At 40.2% G+C, this 19,821-nt stretch carries 17 protein-coding genes; 10 read left to right on the top strand and 7 right to left on the bottom strand.

The window, feature by feature from the left end; all coding sequences use genetic code 11:
- Positions 1–903: glycine--tRNA ligase subunit beta (gene glyS / locus QNK26_RS12440; RefSeq protein ID WP_319223360.1), on the top strand; the 903-nt coding region annotated here is incomplete at its 5' end.
- A 150-nt stretch (positions 904–1,053) separates the two neighbouring features.
- Here glyS and QNK26_RS12435 read toward each other — a convergent pair.
- Together QNK26_RS12435 and QNK26_RS12430 are read right to left on the bottom strand one after the other, a co-directional pair.
- The gene (locus QNK26_RS12435; protein ID WP_319223358.1) at positions 1,054–2,472 is read right to left on the bottom strand and encodes a hypothetical protein; all 1,419 of its coding nucleotides are present in this window, start codon (positions 2,470–2,472) and stop codon (positions 1,054–1,056) included.
- 5 nt (positions 2,473–2,477) lie between these two features.
- A complete protein-coding gene (locus tag QNK26_RS12430) occupies positions 2,478–4,097 on the bottom strand; it encodes an AAA family ATPase (protein WP_319223355.1) in 1,620 nt (539 codons plus the stop codon).
- 345 nt (positions 4,098–4,442) lie between these two features.
- Between QNK26_RS12430 and QNK26_RS12425 the strand changes: the two genes are divergently transcribed.
- Positions 4,443–5,720, top strand: a complete 1,278-nt coding sequence (locus QNK26_RS12425; RefSeq protein ID WP_319223352.1) for a valine--pyruvate transaminase — start codon at positions 4,443–4,445, stop codon at positions 5,718–5,720.
- Between the two features lie 112 nt (positions 5,721–5,832).
- Here QNK26_RS12425 and gyrB read toward each other — a convergent pair whose 3' ends face one another.
- From gyrB to dnaA, 4 genes are read right to left on the bottom strand one after another with little or no spacing between them, the layout of a single operon-like run.
- Positions 5,833–8,250: a DNA topoisomerase (ATP-hydrolyzing) subunit B gene (gene gyrB, locus QNK26_RS12420; RefSeq protein WP_319223350.1), complete on the bottom strand. Its 2,418-nt coding sequence runs from the start codon at positions 8,248–8,250 to the stop codon at positions 5,833–5,835.
- Positions 8,251–8,273: 23 nt separating this feature from the next.
- Positions 8,274–9,359 carry a DNA replication/repair protein RecF gene (gene recF, locus QNK26_RS12415; protein ID WP_319223349.1) on the bottom strand — a complete coding sequence of 362 codons (1,086 nt, stop codon included), beginning with the start codon at positions 9,357–9,359 and terminating at the stop codon, positions 8,274–8,276.
- 6 nt (positions 9,360–9,365) lie between these two features.
- Entirely contained in the window at positions 9,366–10,466 is a 1,101-nt protein-coding gene (gene dnaN, locus QNK26_RS12410) for a DNA polymerase III subunit beta (RefSeq protein WP_319223348.1), read from the bottom strand.
- A gap of 24 nt (positions 10,467–10,490) precedes the next feature.
- Positions 10,491–11,873 (bottom strand): chromosomal replication initiator protein DnaA, encoded by a 1,383-nt coding sequence (dnaA, locus tag QNK26_RS12405; RefSeq protein ID WP_319223345.1) that lies wholly within the window; start codon positions 11,871–11,873, stop codon positions 10,491–10,493.
- Between the two features lie 262 nt (positions 11,874–12,135).
- Here dnaA and QNK26_RS12400 point away from each other — a divergent pair, with 262 nt between their 5' ends.
- The 8 genes from QNK26_RS12400 to mnmE all read left to right on the top strand — a co-directional run bounded on the left by QNK26_RS12400 (position 12,136) and on the right by mnmE (position 18,472).
- Positions 12,136–12,888, top strand: a complete 753-nt coding sequence (locus QNK26_RS12400) for an amino acid ABC transporter substrate-binding protein (RefSeq protein WP_319223342.1) — start codon at positions 12,136–12,138, stop codon at positions 12,886–12,888.
- Positions 12,889–13,554: an amino acid ABC transporter permease gene (locus QNK26_RS12395; RefSeq protein ID WP_319223341.1), complete on the top strand. Its 666-nt coding sequence runs from the start codon at positions 12,889–12,891 to the stop codon at positions 13,552–13,554.
- A 1-nt stretch (position 13,555) separates the two neighbouring features.
- Positions 13,556–14,290 carry an amino acid ABC transporter ATP-binding protein gene (locus QNK26_RS12390; protein ID WP_319223340.1) on the top strand — a complete coding sequence of 245 codons (735 nt, stop codon included), beginning with the start codon at positions 13,556–13,558 and terminating at the stop codon, positions 14,288–14,290.
- 372 nt (positions 14,291–14,662) lie between these two features.
- Positions 14,663–14,797, top strand: a complete 135-nt coding sequence (gene rpmH / locus QNK26_RS12385) for a 50S ribosomal protein L34 (protein ID WP_006034071.1) — start codon at positions 14,663–14,665, stop codon at positions 14,795–14,797.
- A gap of 42 nt (positions 14,798–14,839) precedes the next feature.
- A complete protein-coding gene (rnpA, locus tag QNK26_RS12380) occupies positions 14,840–15,163 on the top strand; it encodes a ribonuclease P protein component (RefSeq protein ID WP_413816365.1) in 324 nt (107 codons plus the stop codon).
- Positions 15,130–15,381 carry a membrane protein insertion efficiency factor YidD gene (gene yidD / locus QNK26_RS12375; protein ID WP_075472414.1) on the top strand — a complete coding sequence of 84 codons (252 nt, stop codon included), beginning with the start codon at positions 15,130–15,132 and terminating at the stop codon, positions 15,379–15,381. The genes rnpA and yidD overlap by 34 nt, the downstream gene beginning before the upstream one ends.
- A 7-nt stretch (positions 15,382–15,388) precedes the next feature.
- Positions 15,389–17,032 carry a membrane protein insertase YidC gene (yidC, locus tag QNK26_RS12370; RefSeq protein ID WP_319223331.1) on the top strand — a complete coding sequence of 548 codons (1,644 nt, stop codon included), beginning with the start codon at positions 15,389–15,391 and terminating at the stop codon, positions 17,030–17,032.
- Positions 17,033–17,107: 75 nt separating this feature from the next.
- Positions 17,108–18,472, top strand: a complete 1,365-nt coding sequence (mnmE, locus tag QNK26_RS12365) for a tRNA uridine-5-carboxymethylaminomethyl(34) synthesis GTPase MnmE (RefSeq protein WP_319223329.1) — start codon at positions 17,108–17,110, stop codon at positions 18,470–18,472.
- Positions 18,473–18,734: 262 nt separating this feature from the next.
- Here mnmE and QNK26_RS12360 read toward each other — a convergent pair whose 3' ends face one another.
- Entirely contained in the window at positions 18,735–19,772 is a 1,038-nt protein-coding gene (locus QNK26_RS12360) for an HDOD domain-containing protein (protein WP_319223328.1), read from the bottom strand.
- Positions 19,773–19,821 lie beyond the last annotated feature (49 nt).

Here is a 19,821-nt window from a genome sequence, read left to right as displayed (position 1 = left end):
CTATTAGCTAAAGCTGAATTATTGTCAGACATGGTTGTAGAATTCCCTGACGGTCTAGGTGTTATGGGCCTGCACTATGCACGCAACGACGGTGAAGCAGAAGAAGTGGCAGTTGCACTTAACGAGCAGTACATGCCGCGTTATGCTGGTGATCGCCTACCTGAATCATTGGTTGCTTGTTCAGTAGCACTTGCAGACAAACTTGATACGCTAGTTGGTATCTTCGGTATTGGTCAAATCCCTAAAGGTGATAAAGACCCGTTTGCACTGCGTCGTGCTGCGATTGGTACACTACGTATCATTATCGAAAAAGATTTACCGTTAGATCTTGTTGATTTAGTTGATACTGCGAAAGCATTATTCGGTGATAAACTATCAAACCAAAATGTATCAACGGATGTTGTTGCGTTTGTACTTGGTCGTTTCCCTGCATGGTACAGAGATGCAGGTATCAGCGTTGATGTTATTCAAGCAGTACTTGCTCGTCGTCCAACTAAACCTGCTGACTTTGATAAGCGTGTTAAAGCGGTAAATCACTTCCGTGGTTTAGATGCTTCAGCAACACTAGCAGCAGCAAACAAACGTGTTGGTAATATCCTGGCTAAATTTGAAGGTGAACTAAACGCGACTGTTGATGCTTCACTACTTCAAGAAGATGCTGAAAAAGCATTAGCTGCTGCAGTAGCTGCTAAAGTTGAATTACTAGCGCCATTATTTGCCGCTGGTGATTACCAACAAGCACTAACTGAGTTATCAGAACTGCGTGATGTTGTAGATACATTCTTCGACAACGTAATGGTAATGGCTGATGATGAAGCGCTTAAAATTAACCGCTTAACATTGCTTAATACCCTACGTAACCAATTCTTAAATGTAGCTGATATTTCTGTTCTACAGAAGTAACACTTAATTTAAAATTGCATGATAAAAAAAGCCAGTATCATTGATGCTGGCTTTTTATTATCAATTTTATTCCCACACTGATAACACATAAATAGTGGTTCAGCGTTGCTCTATAATACATAAGCAATTATGTTTCACGTGGAACATCGCTTATTTAACTTTTTTCAAACGTCCCGTCAAACCGGCAGAATAACGCCAAACATGATCAAATATTTTCATTAACTCCGGATTGCCTTGTGAGGATAATGAAATAGCATGATAACGATTTTGCTTCGTCTTAATCGACCTGACTTTATCAGCCACATGCGTTGGTAACTTCTGGGCAATAAAATCAGAAATAACTAGCGTATCCGCATTTTTGTATTGTGCAGAATTCATCAGTTCAAGTGACTTTTCAATCACAGGTTGTAAATCGCTACCACCACGAAAACTTGACGATAAGAACATCAGCATCGTTGATAGACTGGTACTCTGTGTCACCGGAAACGTGATCACGTCATTAGAGAACATCATCAAGTAACATTGACGGCGTTGCTCAAACGCCACTTGCAGTAAAGCATAACAAATCGATTTAGCGGTCAGCTCAGGAAAACCTTGCATCGATGTTGAGCTATCAACACAAATAATAAAAGGCCCCCCCGTTTGCTCATTCGCGTCGGTGATATGTCGATATTCCGTTAATTTTTTATATTGTTGCAGTGCACCTTGATATTGATAACTTAATAAACGCCTTTCTACATAACGTTTATAAAAAATAATTTCAAGTTCAGGATACGTCAGGTTAACCGCTTCAGTTTGCAACATTCGCGATATTTCATCACTGTACGTTACCCCTTGCATGTCATCCGGAATATTGTCTTGATAACTATTATCCAATACCCAGGTTTCATAACTATTGGGTGTTTCTTCTGGATTGATATGTGCCAGCGCCATGCGCCCAAGTTCTGAAGCAATTTGTTTCACTTCTTTATTCTTACGTAAGTTGGTCGCATAACGTTGCAATAATTTAGTATCTAGATGAGTCAACTTTCCTTTAGCTAAATCCCATAAACGTTCGCCATTACATAATAAATCACTATCAAGTACATCCTCTAACTGCTCAATGGTTTCTTCACGTTCAGCTAGTTCGATCAGTAGCAGCTCTCGCTGCTCTTCGATTAGACGGCTTTGCTCTTGGTATAGCAGCAATTCTATTGCTTGTTGCCAGCTATCCAAAAACACGGCAAAGAACACATCATCGGGCATACTTCTATTCTGCTGATAGATAGTTATCCCCGTCTCATAGAATGGGGAATCGGCTTTTATCTTATTAAGAATCCCTTCAACTTTGTTCCTAAAATTAGCCGGACTCAATAATCTAGCTGTTTCACATAAATGGATCTCATTACGCAAACCTGATGGTAATGGCATATCCGCTAATAAGCTCGTTACCTGCTGCTTCCAGTCATTAATGTAAGCCAGTTTAATATCACTGGTTACTCGGTTATTAGCGGTAATATCCAACAAAGCATCATCAACTAACTGACGCATCGCAGGTGAAGTCGAACTTTGATTATAAGCATTAGCCATAACAACTAGCCCTGTTCAAACAAATGCGCAATCGCATTTAAACGATTTAATAACGAGGTTTTATGCTGCACTAAATTATTTAACTCTAGAGATAAAGAACCAAGACTACTTGCTACATCATCCATAAAGTCAGCACTGACAAAAATATTATGATTGGTTAAACTAAATTCACGCTGGCTTTTCGCTAATTTATCAGCGATAAAATTGATCTCATTATCAATTTCCGCTAACGGTTGTAACCAGTTTTCATCAATGCTCAATGCTGCATCAGAGGTGATCACGGCAACAGGAATACTCTTGTTAGCAAAGTTTTGTACTTGTAAATGTTGATTTGCATCAACTGAAAAATTTAACCACACATCATTGCGGTGATCATTCACATAACCTTTCACGAAACAAGAACCTGTTTTGATCTGCTTTTGAAAATCATCCAAGCCAACATGTATCCATTTGGCAGCTTCTTGTGACCCCTGCTCTAATACATCATACTCACCCAATAGTGCAATTTTACATAACCCAGGAATACCATTGAGACTAGAGGTTTGCACAAATTCACGATCTAATTTATAGCGTAACTTTGTCAATAATACGTCAGAGGTTAGTCGAGTGGCAAAACGATCAATAAATTCACTATCAAGTTTAATCAATCTACTTTTGATGCTTGCTAACGCAAAGTTTACTTCATCTTGGTCACAAAAACGTTTGCTAGCAAATTGGTGTGTGGCTTCAATAATCACATCACGTGATTCTAAATCATGCCAAATACAATCTTTGAGAATAAATAAATCGGTTTCGGTAACTTCATCACGACCGTTAAAATAGGCGCAGGCTTGTAATAAACGCATCGATTTTTTCCAGCGTCGATCAGAAACATAAACAGCTTGTTCGATCATATCGCCACTGGTATTACGCTGCTCTAAAAATAATTTCAGTTCATAGATAATTTCAAAACAATGCTCACTTAAGCGCACTTGATTAATTTCGTACTGCCACAGTTCGAACTCATCATTACTGACCTTGATGATGTTATCGTTTACTTGGCGTAATGGTTTCTGAATTAACATAGCTTTGAAATTACGTTTTTCTTGAATTGGTTCTAAATATAAACGCAATAACATACGATCGTATAAGGCTTCTAAACCGGAATCAGCACTCGGTAATTCATTGGATGCAGAAACAATAACCCGCATCGGGACTTTTTGATGTTCGATACCGTTATGGAAGGTGCGCTCATTAATCACGGTCAATAACGTGTTTAAGATTGCCGGCCCCGCTTTCCAGATCTCATCGAGAAATACCACTTCCGCTTCCGGTAAGTAACCTTTGGTTAAGCGCAGGTATTTACCTTCATCCTTTAAAGCTTTAATTGATAATGGGCCAAAGATCTCTTCAGGTGTCGAGAATCGTGTCATTAAATACTCGAAGTAACTTTCGTCTTCAAAAATCTCAATCATACGTTTGGCGATCAAACTTTTCGCAATACCAGGAGGACCCAATAAAAAAACACTCTCACCACTCAATGCAGCTAATAAACATAATCTTATAGCATCTCGACGTTCATAAATACCATAAGAGAGATGATCTATTAGGGTTTCAATACGTTCTGATAACAAATTTCTTTGCATAGGAATAAACTCTTTCTGCCTTTTTAAAGGCTATTATTGTAATGTTGGACTTCAACCTTACCTTATCTATCGCAGACAATAAATACATAATGAGTAGACTATTTTTTTTGTTATTAGGACTTTGTTATTCAGTTCTTTTGGCTATATAAGCACACGCCGTTAGACAATTTTTTGATGATGTTTCACGTGGAACATCATTAGCGGAATAACCGTAAAAGCCCTTTTGTTTCACGTGAAACACCACCAGTAAGAAAAGGTAATTTGCCCCTATCGTACTATCGACAACCGCATCAAGTTCCGTTATGTTGGTTGTTTACCTTTTAAATAATTACAAGAAGTGCTGATATGGAATTCTCATTGTTTGGTCAAAGATTTACTCAATTCTCAGGGATCACGCAATTAATGCATGATTTAAATGAAGGCATCCGCAGTGGTGATGATGTCATCATGCTCGGTGGTGGTAACCCCGCTCAAATCCCTGAAATGCTGGCGCTATTTAACAGTGAAGCACAACAATTATTAAGCAGTGGTGATCTCGTGGCCGCCATGTCTAATTATGATGGCCCACAAGGAAAAAACAGTTTCACCATAGCGCTTGCGGCATTATTAAATAAAACTTATGGCTGGGAGTTAACCGATAAAAATATTGCCCTCACTAACGGTAGTCAAAATGCCTTCTTCTACCTATTCAACTTATTTGCTGGTGACTTCGCTGGTAATAAGAAAAAGAAAGTATTATTCCCGTTAGCGCCAGAATATATCGGTTATACCGATACTGCACTCAGTGATGATTTCTTTAAGACAGTAAAACCGAAAATTGAATTACTCGATGACGGTTTATTTAAATACCATGTGGATTTTGACAATCTGCATATTACCGACGATATTGGTTTAATCTGTGTGTCACGTCCAACCAATCCGACTGGTAATGTATTAACCGATGAAGAAATGCAGCGCTTGGATGCCTTAGCAAGACAGCACAATATTCCCCTACTGATCGACAATGCCTACGGTACACCGTTTCCAAATATTATTTTTGAACCGGTAGAACCGATTTACAACGACAATACCATCTTGTGTATGAGTCTATCTAAACTCGGTTTACCCGGTACGCGCTGCGGTATCGTGATCGGTAATGAGGAAGTTATTTCAGCTATCTCTAATCTAAGTGGTATTATTAATTTAGCCCCCGGAAGCTTAGGGCCAATGCTTGCGCAAAATCTTGTGGAATCGGGTGACATCATTAGTTTAAGTGAAGAAGTGATCAAACCTTATTACCATGCAAAAGCACTGCAAGCTGTACACTGGTTACAACAAAACATCAGCGATGAACGTTTCCGAATTCATAAACCTGAAGGCGCAATCTTCTTATGGTTATGGTTTAAAGACTTACCTATCAGCAGCCAAGAGCTGTATGAGCGTTTGAAAGCCCGTGGGGTTCTCATTGTATCAGGTCATCACTTCTTCCCTGGTCTAGACGAAGAATGGCGTCATACCCATGAGTGTATCCGAATGAACTACTCACAACCGGATGATGCGGTACAGAGAGGCATAGTGATCATTGCCGAAGAAGTACAGAAAGCTTATGCTGAAATGATAGTTATCAGTACTGCGACAGCGTAATCGATTATAACGTTCGTGTGATAATTGTAGTTCCTAATAAATCTGCAGATACAAAAAAGGAGCCGTTAGGCTCCTTTTTTATTATTATAAAAATGTATTATTGCTAGCCAAATTAGAAATCTAAGTTAGCTACTTTCAGTGCATTTTCTTCAATGAATTCACGACGCGGTTCAACATGGTCACCCATTAAGGTCGTGAACAGTTGATCGGCAGCAACAGCATCTTCAATGCGTACTTGTAGCATACGACGCGTTTCAGGATCCATGGTTGTTTCCCATAGCTGGCTCGGGTTCATTTCACCTAGACCTTTATAGCGTTGGATGTAACTGCCACGTTTTGATTCAGCCATTAACCAATTCAATGCTTCAACAAAGTCAGTTACTTCACGACTCTTTTCACCACGTTTAACGTAAGCACCGTCTTCAACTAAATTCGCAATACCTAAACCAGTAAGCAGCGCATATTCTTTAGAATTAAAGAATGCAGTTGTAAAATCATAGTCAGTATCAAGACCATGCTGACGAACAGAGAATATCGGATTGAATAACTGAGTCTCTTCATCTTTAGCAATACGAGCAGAATATAAAGTACCAGTCACTTCCTTCGCTGTTAACGTAGCAACAATTTCATCAGCCCATGCTTTTGTTGACGCTTCATCAGCAAGCATTTCAGCAGTCAGTGGCGCTTGATAAATCATTTCGTTAGTAAATACTTTTGGTAAGCTACGGTTTAATTTAGCCATTAAAGCTTCAATTTTACGGTAGCCATTGACTAATTCTTCTAACGCAGCACCTTTAATTGCAGGCGCATCAGGGTTAACAAATAAACCAGCACCATCTAACGCGATCGTTGTTAGGTATTGGGTTAAGTCCGCATCATCTTTAATGTAACGTTCTTGTTTACCTTTCTTCATTTTATAAAGCGGTGGCTGAGCAATATAAATATAACCACGTTCAATCAGTTCCGGCATTTGACGGAAGAAGAAGGTCAATAATAACGTACGGATGTGTGAACCATCCACGTCGGCATCGGTCATGATAATGATTTGATGATAACGTGTTTTATCTGGATCGTATTCATCACGGCCGATACCACAACCCATTGCTGTAATAAGCGTGGCAACTTCTTGTGAAGATAACATTTTATCAAAACGCGCTTTTTCTACGTTTAAGATCTTACCTTTCAACGGTAGGATTGCTTGGTTTTTACGGTTACGTCCCTGCTTAGCTGAACCGCCAGCAGAGTCACCTTCCACAATATAGAGTTCAGAAAGTGCCGGATCTTTTTCTTGGCAATCCGCTAACTTACCCGGTAAACCAGCTAAATCTAACGCGCCTTTACGACGTGTCATTTCACGCGCTTTACGTGCCGCTTCACGTGCGCGTGATGCATCTATAATTTTCATTATTACTGTTGATGCTTCTTTTGGATTCTCGAGTAAGTATTCTGCTAACTTCTCACCCATAGCTTGTTCTACAGCAGATTTAACTTCTGAAGAAACTAGTTTATCTTTAGTTTGCGAAGAGAACTTAGGATCAGGTACTTTCACTGAAATAACTGCAGTCAAACCTTCACGAGCATCATCACCCGATGCAGATGTCGCTTTCGCCTTTTTCAGAAAGCCTTCTTTTTCCATGTAGTTGTTTAGTGTACGTGTTAATGCACCACGGAAACCAGCTAAATGCGTACCACCATCTTTTTGTGGAATATTGTTAGTAAAGCAATATACGCCTTCTTGGAAACCATCATTCCATTGCATCGCCACTTCAACGGTAATACCGTCTTCACGTTCTGTAGAGAAATAGAAAGAATCTTTGTTAATGAGGGTTTTGTTGACATTCAAATAGTCAACAAATGCTTTAATGCCACCTTCATAAACAAAGTGATCAGACTTACCATCTTCACGCTCATCAATTAATCTAATTGAAACGCCAGAGTTTAAGAAAGATAACTCACGTAAGCGTTTAGCTAAGATGTCATAATGAAACAGTGTATTAGTGAACGTTTCATGGCTTGGCCAAAAACGTAATTCAGTACCCGTTGTATCTACATCACCTATAACAGCAATAGGTGCCTGTGGCACACCATGCTTGTATACTTGGTGATGAATTTTACCGCTACGCTGTACTGTCAGTTCTAATTTTTCTGATAATGCATTTACAACAGAAACACCAACACCGTGTAGTCCGCCTGATACTTTATACGAGTTATCATCGAATTTACCACCGGCATGCAATACAGTTAAAATAACTTCAGCAGCAGATACACCCTCTTCTTCATGAATATCAACTGGAATACCACGACCGTCATCACTTACCGATACAGAACCATCTTCGTGTATCTTTACAACGACATCAGTACAGTGGCCAGCTAAAGCTTCATCGATAGAGTTATCAACAACCTCAAACACCATATGGTGTAAACCTGAACCATCATCCGTATCGCCAATATACATACCGGGGCGCTTACGCACCGCGTCCAAGCCTTTCAGTACTTTAATACTTGAAGAGTCGTAATTATTTTCAGACATAGTGAGCTCTCGCGCCTTTATATTTAAAATTCAGTTAATTTGCCATGTTCCACGTGGAACATTTTACAACTTTCCGTTAAGAGAGCTGCTACTTGGCTTTTCTCAATAGCCGTAACAAATACTTGAGCCTTACTTTCAATCAAATACTGCGCCAGCAACTTCCGTTTACTGACGTCCAGCTCTGAAGAAAAGTCATCGATTAAAAAAGTGCATCGCTTGTTGCTATGCTGACTTAAAAAAAGTCCCTGACTTAATCGCATTGCGCACACGGCCAATTTCAATTGACCTCTCGATAAAATATCGTGTGCCGGTACTCCGTTCGCTCTAATTCGGATATCCGCTTTTTGCGGACCAAGGCTAGTATAACCTAGCTGCTGATCGCGCATAAAATTTTGTTTTAACAATTCGGCTAACTCAATATCACTATCCCATCCAGGATGGTAGCGAATATCAAAGTCATATTCGGGTAAGAAGTCTGCCAAGGCAGATTTAATTATCGGATTAAGCTGTTCAAGGTAACGACTGCGCATCTGCGCAATAATAGTCCCTTGGACTGCAAACTCCTTATCCCAATATGCTAATTCCGCATAACGCTTGCCTGATTTTAGAATAGCATTACGCTGTTTTAATAATCGCGTTAATTTTGCCCACGTCGCGAAAAATTCAGGTTCCACGTGGAACACCCCCCAATCAACAAATTGTCGGCGTAATTTAGGCCCACTTGAAAGTAAGGTAAAACTTTCTGGATGAATTAATTGTAACGGTAATATACCGGGTAACTCAGCCAATCGTTCGGCTTTTAGCCCTGCAATTTTTAATTCAGTATCACTATTTTTTGATTTCTTTAAACCGATAGTAGTGATCTGTACATCGTTTAATAATTGCTGACATTGTGAGAATAAAGTGAAATCCTTCTCACCATGTTGCACAACGCGACTGGTTAAGTGGGTACGAAAAGAGCGTCCTAACCCTAAGTAATGGATCGCTTCGAGTACACTCGATTTACCACTGCCATTCTCACCAAGAATAATATTCACACCGGCACCCGGTTGTATGGATGCCTGTTTAATATTTCGAAAATCAGTGAGATTGAGCTTAACCAGTGCCATCTAAACTTATAACCGCATTGGCATAACAACATACAATGCTTGATCAGACTGTTCGTCTTCAATCAATGCACTGCTATTAGCATCTAATAATGACACTTTAATTTTGTCACATTTTAGCGTGTTTAATACATCCAGCACATAACTGACGTTAAAACTGATCTCTAACTCGTCATGCCCAAACTCAACATCAAGTAACTCTTCGGCTTCTTCTTGCTCAGGGTTATTTGCTGTGATCTTAAGTAGACCTTGATTCATATTCAGGCGTACACCACGGAATTTTTCATTCGATAAAATAGCCGCTCGTGAGAATGCTTGTTTTAATTCATCTCGACCTGATATTAACATCTTATCGGCATTCTTTGGTAATACCCGACGGTAATCAGGAAAACGACCGTCAACCAATTTACAGGTAAAAACAAAACCGCTAGTGATAGCGCGAATATTATTACTGCCTAACTGGATCTTAACCATGTCTTCTTCACTATCTAACAAGCGCACTAGTTCTAATACACCTTTACGCGGCACTATCACTTGTTGCTGCGCTAAGTTTGCATCGTGCTCACAGCTGGCAACCGCAAGACGGTGACCGTCGGTGGCAACGGTACGTAATGTATTTCCTTCAGTTTCAAATAACATACCGTTAAGATAATAACGTACATCCTGGCTTGCCATCGAAAACTGGGTATTATCGATTAAACGACGTAATGAACCTTGCAGCAGGTCAAACTCGATATCATTATCCCAATCTTCAATATTTGGAAACTCAGTCGCCGGTAAAGTTGATAGCGAAAAACGACTACGTCCCGATTTAACCACAATGCGATCGGCGGCATAACTGACTTGAATTTGCGCGCCATCAGGTAAACCACGACAAATATCGAGAAATTTTTTCGCGGGTACCGTAGTACGACCTTCGCTGTAGTCCCCTTCAAGATTAACTTGACCAATTAACTCGACTTCCAGATCAGTACCGGTTAACGATAACTTACCTTCTTTGGCGTCAAGTAACACATTACCTAAGATTGGCAAAGTTGGGCGATTACCCAACGCACCCGATACTAATTGTAACGGTCGTAATAACGCTTCGCGATTAATTGTAAACTGCATTTGCTATAACCTTTTTTCGACGCTTTACGACGATAATGTTCTGATCAGATTCGAATAATCTTCTTTAATATCGTGACTTTCTTCTTTCAGCTGCACGATCTTACGACAAGCATGGAGTACTGTCGTATGGTCACGACCACCAAACGCATCACCGATTTCCGGTAAACTGTGGTTGGTTAATTCTTTGGCTAATGCCATCGCGACTTGACGCGGTCGCGCAACAGAACGGCTACGACGCTTCGATAACAAATCAGCCACTTTAATTTTATAATACTCGGCTACTGTTTTTTGAATGTTATCAATGGTGACTAACTTTTCTTGCAGCGCTAATAAGTCACGTAATGCTTCGCGGACAAAATCAATGTTAATAGCACGTCCAGTAAAGTTAGCATTGGCGATCACACGATTCAATGCCCCTTCTAGCTCACGTACATTTGAACGTAAACGTTTAGCAATAAAGAACGCCACTTCATCCGGTAAGTGAATATTACTTTCTACTGCTTTGCGCATTAAAATCGCCACACGCGTTTCCAGCTCTGGCGGTTCAATGGCAATTGTTAAACCCCAACCAAAACGGGATTTCAATCTGTCTTCAACACCATCAATTTCTTTTGGATAACGATCAGAAGTCAGAATAATTTGCTGATTACCCTCAAGCAATGCATTGAAGGTATGGAAAAACTCTTCTTGTGAACGTTCTTTTTTAGCAAAGAATTGGATGTCATCAATTAATAATGCATCAACACTACGGTAATAATTTTTGAATGCTTCAATAGCATTATTTTGCAGCGCTTTCACCATATCCTGAACAAAACGCTCAGAATGCATGTAAATAACTTTGGCATTGGCTTTTTGCGCTTTAATGCCATTACCTACGGCGTGTAATAAATGCGTTTTACCTAAACCAGTTCCACCATATAGAAATAGCGGATTATAAGCGCCACCCGGATTACTCGCCACTTGCTGAGCAGCAGCACGTGCTAATTGGTTTGATTTACCTTCAACAAAGTTATCGAACGTGTACGTCAAATTAACATTGCTGCGGTGATTAATCGCGGGTTGTTGTGGCGAACTTGATTCCCACGGATCGATTTGCGGCATCGAAATTACTTTTGCAGTCACCACACGATCAATTTTAGTTGTCATTTGCGTAACAGTCGTCGGTTTACCGCCAATATCAAAACGCAAAATCGGCGCGTCAGCACCACAAAATTCATCAAATAACGCCGTAATTGAATTGAGATACTTATCACGAACCCAATCAAGTACAAAACGGTTCGGAGCATACAAGGTGAGAGTACTATCGGTAAGTTCGGCTTTCAGAGGGCGTAACCACATACTGAATTCAGTCGCGGAAAGCTCATTTTGTAAGCGCGAAAGGCATTGCTGCCAAAGAGAAACTGACACTCTCCACACTCCAGATTAATAATAAAGAATAATGCGTTATTTTACTGCTAATTGTGCATAAGCGCTAGCATGAATAAACAGTTATCCACACAAAAGTAAAATAAAAACCAATAACGTGAGAATACGTACAATAAAACCCGTAAATATAATTAATCACACTATCTTTTAGCAATTACTTATAACTAAACGCTATTTATAATTCTTTTTACATTAGAATATCATGCACGCATTCAACATATAATTAGCGTCAACAGGATGGACCATGAAAAAACTACTATTAGCCGCTGCAGTACTTGTTAGCTCAACACTAGCAACAGTTGCACAAGCTCAAGAAACAATTAAAGTTGGCATGTCAGGCAACTACTTCCCGTTCACTTTTTCAAAAAATGATCAACTACAAGGCTTTGAAGTTGATGTATGGAAAGAGATCGCGAAACGTAATGATGCAAAAGTAGAATTCATTACCGTAAATTTTTCAGGTCTATTTGGAATGTTAGAAACAGGTCGTATTGATACTATTGCCAACCAAGTAACTGTCACGCCTGCACGTACAGCAAAATATTCATTTAGCCAAACATACGTTTATGACGGCGCCCAAGTTGTGGTGAAAAAAGGCAATACAGAGATTAATGGTATTAGCGATCTCGCGAATAAAACCGTTGGCGTAAATTTAGGCTCTAATTTTGCTGATTTATTACGCAAATACGATACCGACAGCAGTATCACCATCAAAACCTACGACACCGGCATTGAACGTGATGTAGCATTAGGTCGTACCGATGCGTTTGTGATGGATCGTTTATCATCACTTGAGTTAATTAACAAATCACCATTACCATTGCAACTAGCTGGTCCAACGTTTGAAACAATCGAAAATGCGATGCCATTTTTGAAAACAGAAAAACAAGATGCGCTACGTTTGAAAGTAGATACAACACTCGATAACATGCGCGCAGATGGCACCCTAGCAACAATTTCAGAAAAATGGTTCACAACGGATATCACTGTAAAATAAATGCAATTTAATTTTGAGTACATGCTGAATCTGTTCCCAATACTGTTTAGGTATCTGGGGACAACCATGCAGATGGCACTGATTGGTGTCTTCTTTGCCCTAATAATAGCAATCGGCTTAGCGGTAGTGCGCACCTTTAAGGTGCCAGTACTTAACCAGTTTGCGATGTTATTTATATCCTTTTTTCGTGGTACCCCACTCCTAGTACAACTATTTTTACTGTATTACGGGCTGCCTCGAGTATTCCCTATACTGATTAACATGGATGCTTTTACTGCATCCGTGATTGGCTTAACACTACACTTTGCAGCTTACAAAGCTGAAAGTATCCGCGCAGCGATCATGGCAGTTGATAAGTCGCAGATGGAAGCCTCATTAAGTATTGGTATGACGACAAGCCAAGCCATGCGTCGTATCGTGTTACCGCAAGCAGCACGTATTGCGACGCCATCATTGATGAATTATTTTATCGATATGATCAAAAGTACCTCATTAGCATTTACTTTAGGGGTTACTGAAATAATGGCAAAAACCCAAATGGAAGCATCATCAAGTTTTTACTTTTTCGAGAGCTATCTTGCCGTAGCGCTGATTTATTGGGCTGTTGTATTGTTCTTCACTCAATTACAGGGGCACTTAGAGCGCCACCTGAATAAGGCCTACTAACATGATCAAAGTAGCTAATTTAAGTAAGCATTTTGGTGATAACGTGGTATTACGCCAAATTGACCTGGATATCAAAGAAGGTCAAACAACCGTTATTATCGGCCCTTCAGGGACTGGTAAATCGACATTACTGCGCTGCCTGAACTTTCTCGAACAGCCAACAAGCGCGAGTATTACTATTGATGATTTGGTTGTCGACGCCAATACTGCAACTCAAAAGCAAATAACCGAATTACGAAAAAAAACCGCGTTTGTATTTCAAAACTACGCACTATTTGCCAATAAGACCGCGCTAGAGAACATTACCGAAGGTTTAATTACCGTCAGAGGTAAAACGCCTGAGATTGCAAAACAAGAAGCACTTACTATCCTTAAGAGTATAGGTCTAATGGATAAACAAAGCAGCTATCCATCAGCCCTTTCAGGCGGACAGCAACAGCGTATCGGTATTGCGCGGGCGATGGCGGCACAGAGTAAAGTTATTTTATTTGATGAGCCCACATCAGCATTAGACCCTGAATGGGTCGGTGAAGTACTTGGATTAATGCGTCAATTAGCGAAACAAAAACAAACCATGCTAATAGTGACGCACGAAATGCAATTTGCAAAAGAAATCGCAGACCGGGTGATTTTTATGGATCAAGGCCAGATTATTGAACAAGGATCCGCGGATATGATCTTTAATAACCCACAGGATCCCCGCACTCGTACATTTTTACAACGAGTAAATCAATAATCAGGCACTATAAAGTGGATAAATTAGCAGCGCTGACTTGTTAGTTAGTAAATAGCCTGTATAATTCCCCGCTTGATCCCTTGTGATCAGATTGGAATTACAGCAATTATTAAACCGAATTATAATTTTTATCTATACTGATAGGAATTTAGCCCATTATGTCATGTATCCAATCGCATAATAATCGGCCGAGAATATCGAATTTAAGTATGATATTGCTATTTTCACGAGGCGAATATTGATTAATTATTGACTTGTTTTACAACAATGATTAAAATTCCGCCTCTTTTTGTGTTAGTCAAGTTGACGACCGGTCATTATTTCTTGACTGACTCAACATAACTGTACAGTTAATTTATAACGGATAAAGCTATGAAACGTACTTTTCAACCAAGTAACCTTAAGCGTAAACGTTCACACGGTTTCCGCGCACGTAAAGCTACTGTAGGTGGCCGTAAGGTTCTTGCACGTCGCCGTGCAAAAGGTCGTAAGACTTTAAGCGCTTAATTATCAGACGTGATAGATAAGAGCTTTCCTCGGGAGTTACGTTTGTTAACTCCCGAACACTTCAAAAACGTATTCGCAGACCCTGTGCGATCAGCCTCACCTCATATAACTATACTTGCCAAAAATAACTCACTTGGACACACTCGTCTTGGTTTAGCTGTACCTAAAAAAGCAATTAAACTTGCTGTCGGCCGTAACCGAGTTAAGCGTCTAATTAGAGAAAGTTTTCGGACACGCCATCATGAATTTCCGAATGTTGATATCGTGGTTATCGCTAAATCTGGTATTGCAAACTTGGAAAATGCAGAAATCGATGCATTATTGGAGAAGTTATGGCGCAAACTTTGTCGCCGTTGCAATGGTTAGGCACCAAATTAATACGAGGTTACCAATTATTCATTAGTCCAATGATTGGTCCTCGCTGTCGCTTCACTCCAACGTGTTCTCAATACGCGATAGAATCAATAAAACTCCACGGATTTACAAAAGGTTGTTGGCTAACAGCCAAACGTCTATTAATATGTCATCCTTTTAGTAATAAACATGGTTACGATCCTGTACCTGAACCCAAACAAAGAGATTAATTAGATTATGGAATCCCAACGTAATTTACTTGTCATCGGATTATTGTTTGTCAGCTTTTTGCTATTCACCGAGTGGCAAAATAAAGACAACCCGGTTGCAGTACCAACAACGATTCAAGCTATCACCAACGGTTTAACTGGCGATGTACCAGCAGGCAGTGACTCATCAACTGACGCACCTATCTCTGAGCAATCAAACAATTTAATTACCATTAGTTCTGATGTACTTGAACTAACTATCGATACGTTAGGTGGTGATATTGTTCGTGCTGATTTACTTGAGCATGCGACGGAACTTGATGCAGAAGAGCGTTTCACGTTATTACAAAATGATGCAACCAATGTTTACGTTGCACAAAGTGGCCTTATTGGCGCGAATGGCCCAGATGCAAACGCAGACGGTCGTCCACAATATACCACGACAGCGCAAAACTTCTCGATTTCAGGTGATACATTAAGTATCCCACTATCATATACAGATACAAACGGTGTTGAATTTACGAAAGTATTTACCCTCACACGTGGCAGTTATGATATTGAAGTAAGCTATCAAGTCAATAACCAATCAGCGAATGCTATTTCGGTGCAAATGTACGGTCAATTAAAACAAAACATTGATCTTAGCACTGACGAAAGCAGCGGCATGATGATGAAAGCATACCGCGGTGCAGCACTAGGTACGACTGATAAGCGTTATGAAAAATATAAGTTCAGTGATATCAGCGATGCCAACCTAAGTCGCACAACAGATGCTGGTTGGATTGGCATGTTACAGCATTACTTTGTAACAGCTTGGATCCCGGGCGATAGCCAAAATCACTTCTATAGTTTGAACATTGGTCGTACTGAGTTTAGCCAAGGTCAAGCGATTATCGGTTTCAAACAACCGGTTGAAGCAATTGCAGCAAACAGTGAAAAAACTATCTCAGCAAAACTTTGGCTTGGTCCAAAACTGCAAGATGAGATGGGTCAACTCGTTGAAGGCCTTGATCTAACAGTGGATTACAGCTGGTTATGGTTCATAGCTCAACCGCTATTTAAATTACTACAGTTCTTCCACGGTTTAGTGGGTAACTGGGGTATTGCGGTAATCATGATCACGTTTACCGTGCGTGGTGCTATGTATCCGCTAACAAAAGCGCAATACACGTCAATGGCCAAAATGCGCTTACTACAGCCTAAATTAACCGCATTACGTGAAAAATGCGGCGACGACAAACAGAAAATGTCGCAATCAATGATGGCATTGTATAAAGAAGAGAAAGTAAATCCATTAGGTGGTTGTTTCCCAATGATCATCCAAATGCCTATTTTTATCTCTCTATACTGGGCATTAATGGAAAGTGTGGAATTACGTCACGCTCCATTCGCATTGTGGATTCAGGATCTATCAGCACAAGACCCGTACTACGTATTACCGCTATTAATGGGTGTTACTATGTTCATGATTCAGAAAATGTCGCCGACACAAGTTCAAGATCCAATGCAGCAGAAAGTCATGCAGTTCATGCCTGTTATGTTTACTTTCTTCTTCTTGTGGTTCCCTGCAGGTCTGGTTCTATACTGGTTAATGAGTAACGTAGTTACAATTATTCAGCAAACTATTATTTTCCGAGCGCTGGAAAAACAAGGTTTGCATAGCAAGAAATAAACTTGCTAACTTTATCAAGGCGGCCCTTGTGCCGCCTTTTTTCATCTAAAAAATCTACTATCTTCGGGTCATCACATGCTAACTAATGAAACTATCATTGCACAAGCCACACCGCCAGGACGAGGTGGTGTTGGTATTATTCGTATCTCTGGGCCCAAAACAGAGTTAGTCGCACAAACAGTTTTAAATAAAATTCCAGCCGTGCGTAAAGCTGATTACTTATCTTTCCTGGATGAAGAACAACAAACAATTGACCAAGGTATTGCCATCTTGTTCAAAGCACCAAATTCATTTACTGGTGAAGATGTTTTAGAGTTACAAGGCCATGGTGGTCCGGTGATCATGGACATGTTGATGCGCCGCATTCTAAAAATAGATGGCATAAGAATGGCCCGTCCGGGTGAATTCTCAGAGCGTGCCTTTCTTAATGATAAAATGGATTTAACCCAAGCCGAAGCGATTGCCGATCTGATTGATGCGACCTCAGAACGCGCAGTAAAATCCGCAATGAACTCACTGCAAGGTGAATTCTCTAAAAAGATTAATACCCTGACCGAAAGTTTAATTCACTTACGCATTTACGTGGAAGCGGCAATTGATTTTCCAGAAGAGGAAGTCGACTTTCTTGCCGACGGTAAAATTGCCCAAGCACTATATAACATCATGGATAATCTTACCGCAGTACAAAAAGAAGCCAAACAAGGGGCGATCATTCGTGAAGGCATGAAGGTTGTAATTGCTGGCCGTCCTAACGCCGGTAAATCAAGTTTACTCAATGCATTAGCGGGTAAAGAATCGGCGATTGTTACCGACATCGCTGGCACCACCCGTGATGTATTACGCGAACATATCCACATTGATGGTATGCCACTGCATATTATTGATACTGCAGGCTTACGTGACAGTCCAGATCGTGTTGAACAAATTGGTATCGAACGCGCGTGGGAAGAGATCAATAATGCGGATCAAGTACTCTTTATGGTTGATGGCACCACAACAGAGGCAACGGATCCTGCTGAAATCTGGCCAGACTTCATCGATCGTCTACCAAGCTCGATCGGACTGACCGTGATCAGAAATAAAATGGATCTTACTGGTGAATCACCTACCGCGGTTGAAGATCAAGGTCACTCGATCTTTAAAATTTCAGCAAAAGAGAACCTTGGTTTAGATGAACTTAAAGATCATTTAAAACAATGTATGGGTTATCAAAGTAATACTGAAGGTGGCTTCATCGCGCGTCGTCGTCACTTAGACGCAATTGAGAAGGCCGATGAGCACTTACAGATAGGTAAGATGCAGCTGGAAGTATATATGGCAGGAGAACTGCTTGCAGAAGAGTTACGCTTAGCCCAAGAACAACTATCAGAAATTACCGGAGAGTTCAGTTCAGACGATCTTCTTGGTCGTATCTTTACCTCGTTCTGTATCGGCAAGTAATGCACTGAAAATAAAAATGACGATCCCAATCGGGATCGTCCTTTTATTTAGAAGGGATATTAAACACTGCAGTTCAAGATCATGATCGCCACATTTAAAACACTTTAGCAACCATTCAACAAGATCTTTGTTACAAACCCATCCACAGAGTTACCCACAAGTTAACCTGCTAAAATGATAACTCTAATTACATCTAAATGGGTGTGGATAAACACGACCACAGTCCTCTATCCAGATCAAATAAGTAGTCATAATTGACCATTTAAACACCCGCCATACACGCGTTAATATCTAACTGATTATCACGACAGAACTCAGCCGCCTGCTGTTGAGAAATGTAGTTTTGCGCCAGTAATAGGTATATTTCACTGTATAAGTTGGCTTCTACCAATAACTTACCTGGGCTACTCAGATGCTGTGTAGAGACTGTTTCAGACTGTTCATACAAGGCTTTTACCACAGGTCCAGGTAACAACCAAGATTGGGCGATTAACGCAGACAACCGTAATGAGTGTTTGGTCATCATTTGACGAAAAATTTTTGAGCTAGGTCTAAATTCTGGGTCACTGATATTCATTTCATCCACAATTAGTTTAAACAACGCAATTTTACCCACATCATGGATTAACCCTAAAAAATAAGCTAAGTCAGGATCCTCTCCTTTACTCTTTGCTAATTTTTTTGCCCACAAGGCAGTGGTTAATGAGTGCTGCCACAAATGCTGGCCAAACAACTTAAAATAAATGGGCTTTATCTCGGTAATATTTTTCATCACAACCGTTAATACCATCGATTTAATTTGTAATCCGCCCAAACGTACAGCCGCCTCTTGCAAACAGGTCACTTCTTGAGAGCCTAACTGATAGCCTGCCGAATTAACCAACTTAATCACATCCGCTGCCAGCACCGGATCCTGCGTAATTAGAGCCGCGAGTTGCTCTGCAGTATAATGATCACTGTCAATCAACGCAGATACTTTATGTAATATGGCAGGCAGTCGAACAACATTTAACGCAATATTTTCAGGTCTGCTAACATTGGCTTCTACTTTAAGCAAAATACTTTTTTCTAACGGATTAAGTCCTTCACTTACCTCTGTTCCCTGCCCCATATTATTAAACAGCAAATCATAAAATAATGAGCTGGTATCAATTATCTCATCCGCTACGCGGACATCAGGTATACTAACTACGGCTGTTGCCAGCTTATTAATAATAGGCTTCGGGGTTATATTTGTCGTAGTTTCAGCCACACCTGCATTACAAAATAGATTAAATATACGTTTAAAAATTGAAGCCATGTGAGCCTTAATAAGCAATAGATAGAATAATTATAATTGGCGGTATATT

This window comes from Moritella sp. (assembly GCF_033791185.1).
Taxonomy (GTDB): Bacteria; Pseudomonadota; Gammaproteobacteria; order Enterobacterales; family Moritellaceae; genus Moritella.
The sequence above is the reverse complement of the archived record's forward strand: the minus strand, read 5'-3'. Positions and strand labels throughout refer to the sequence as shown.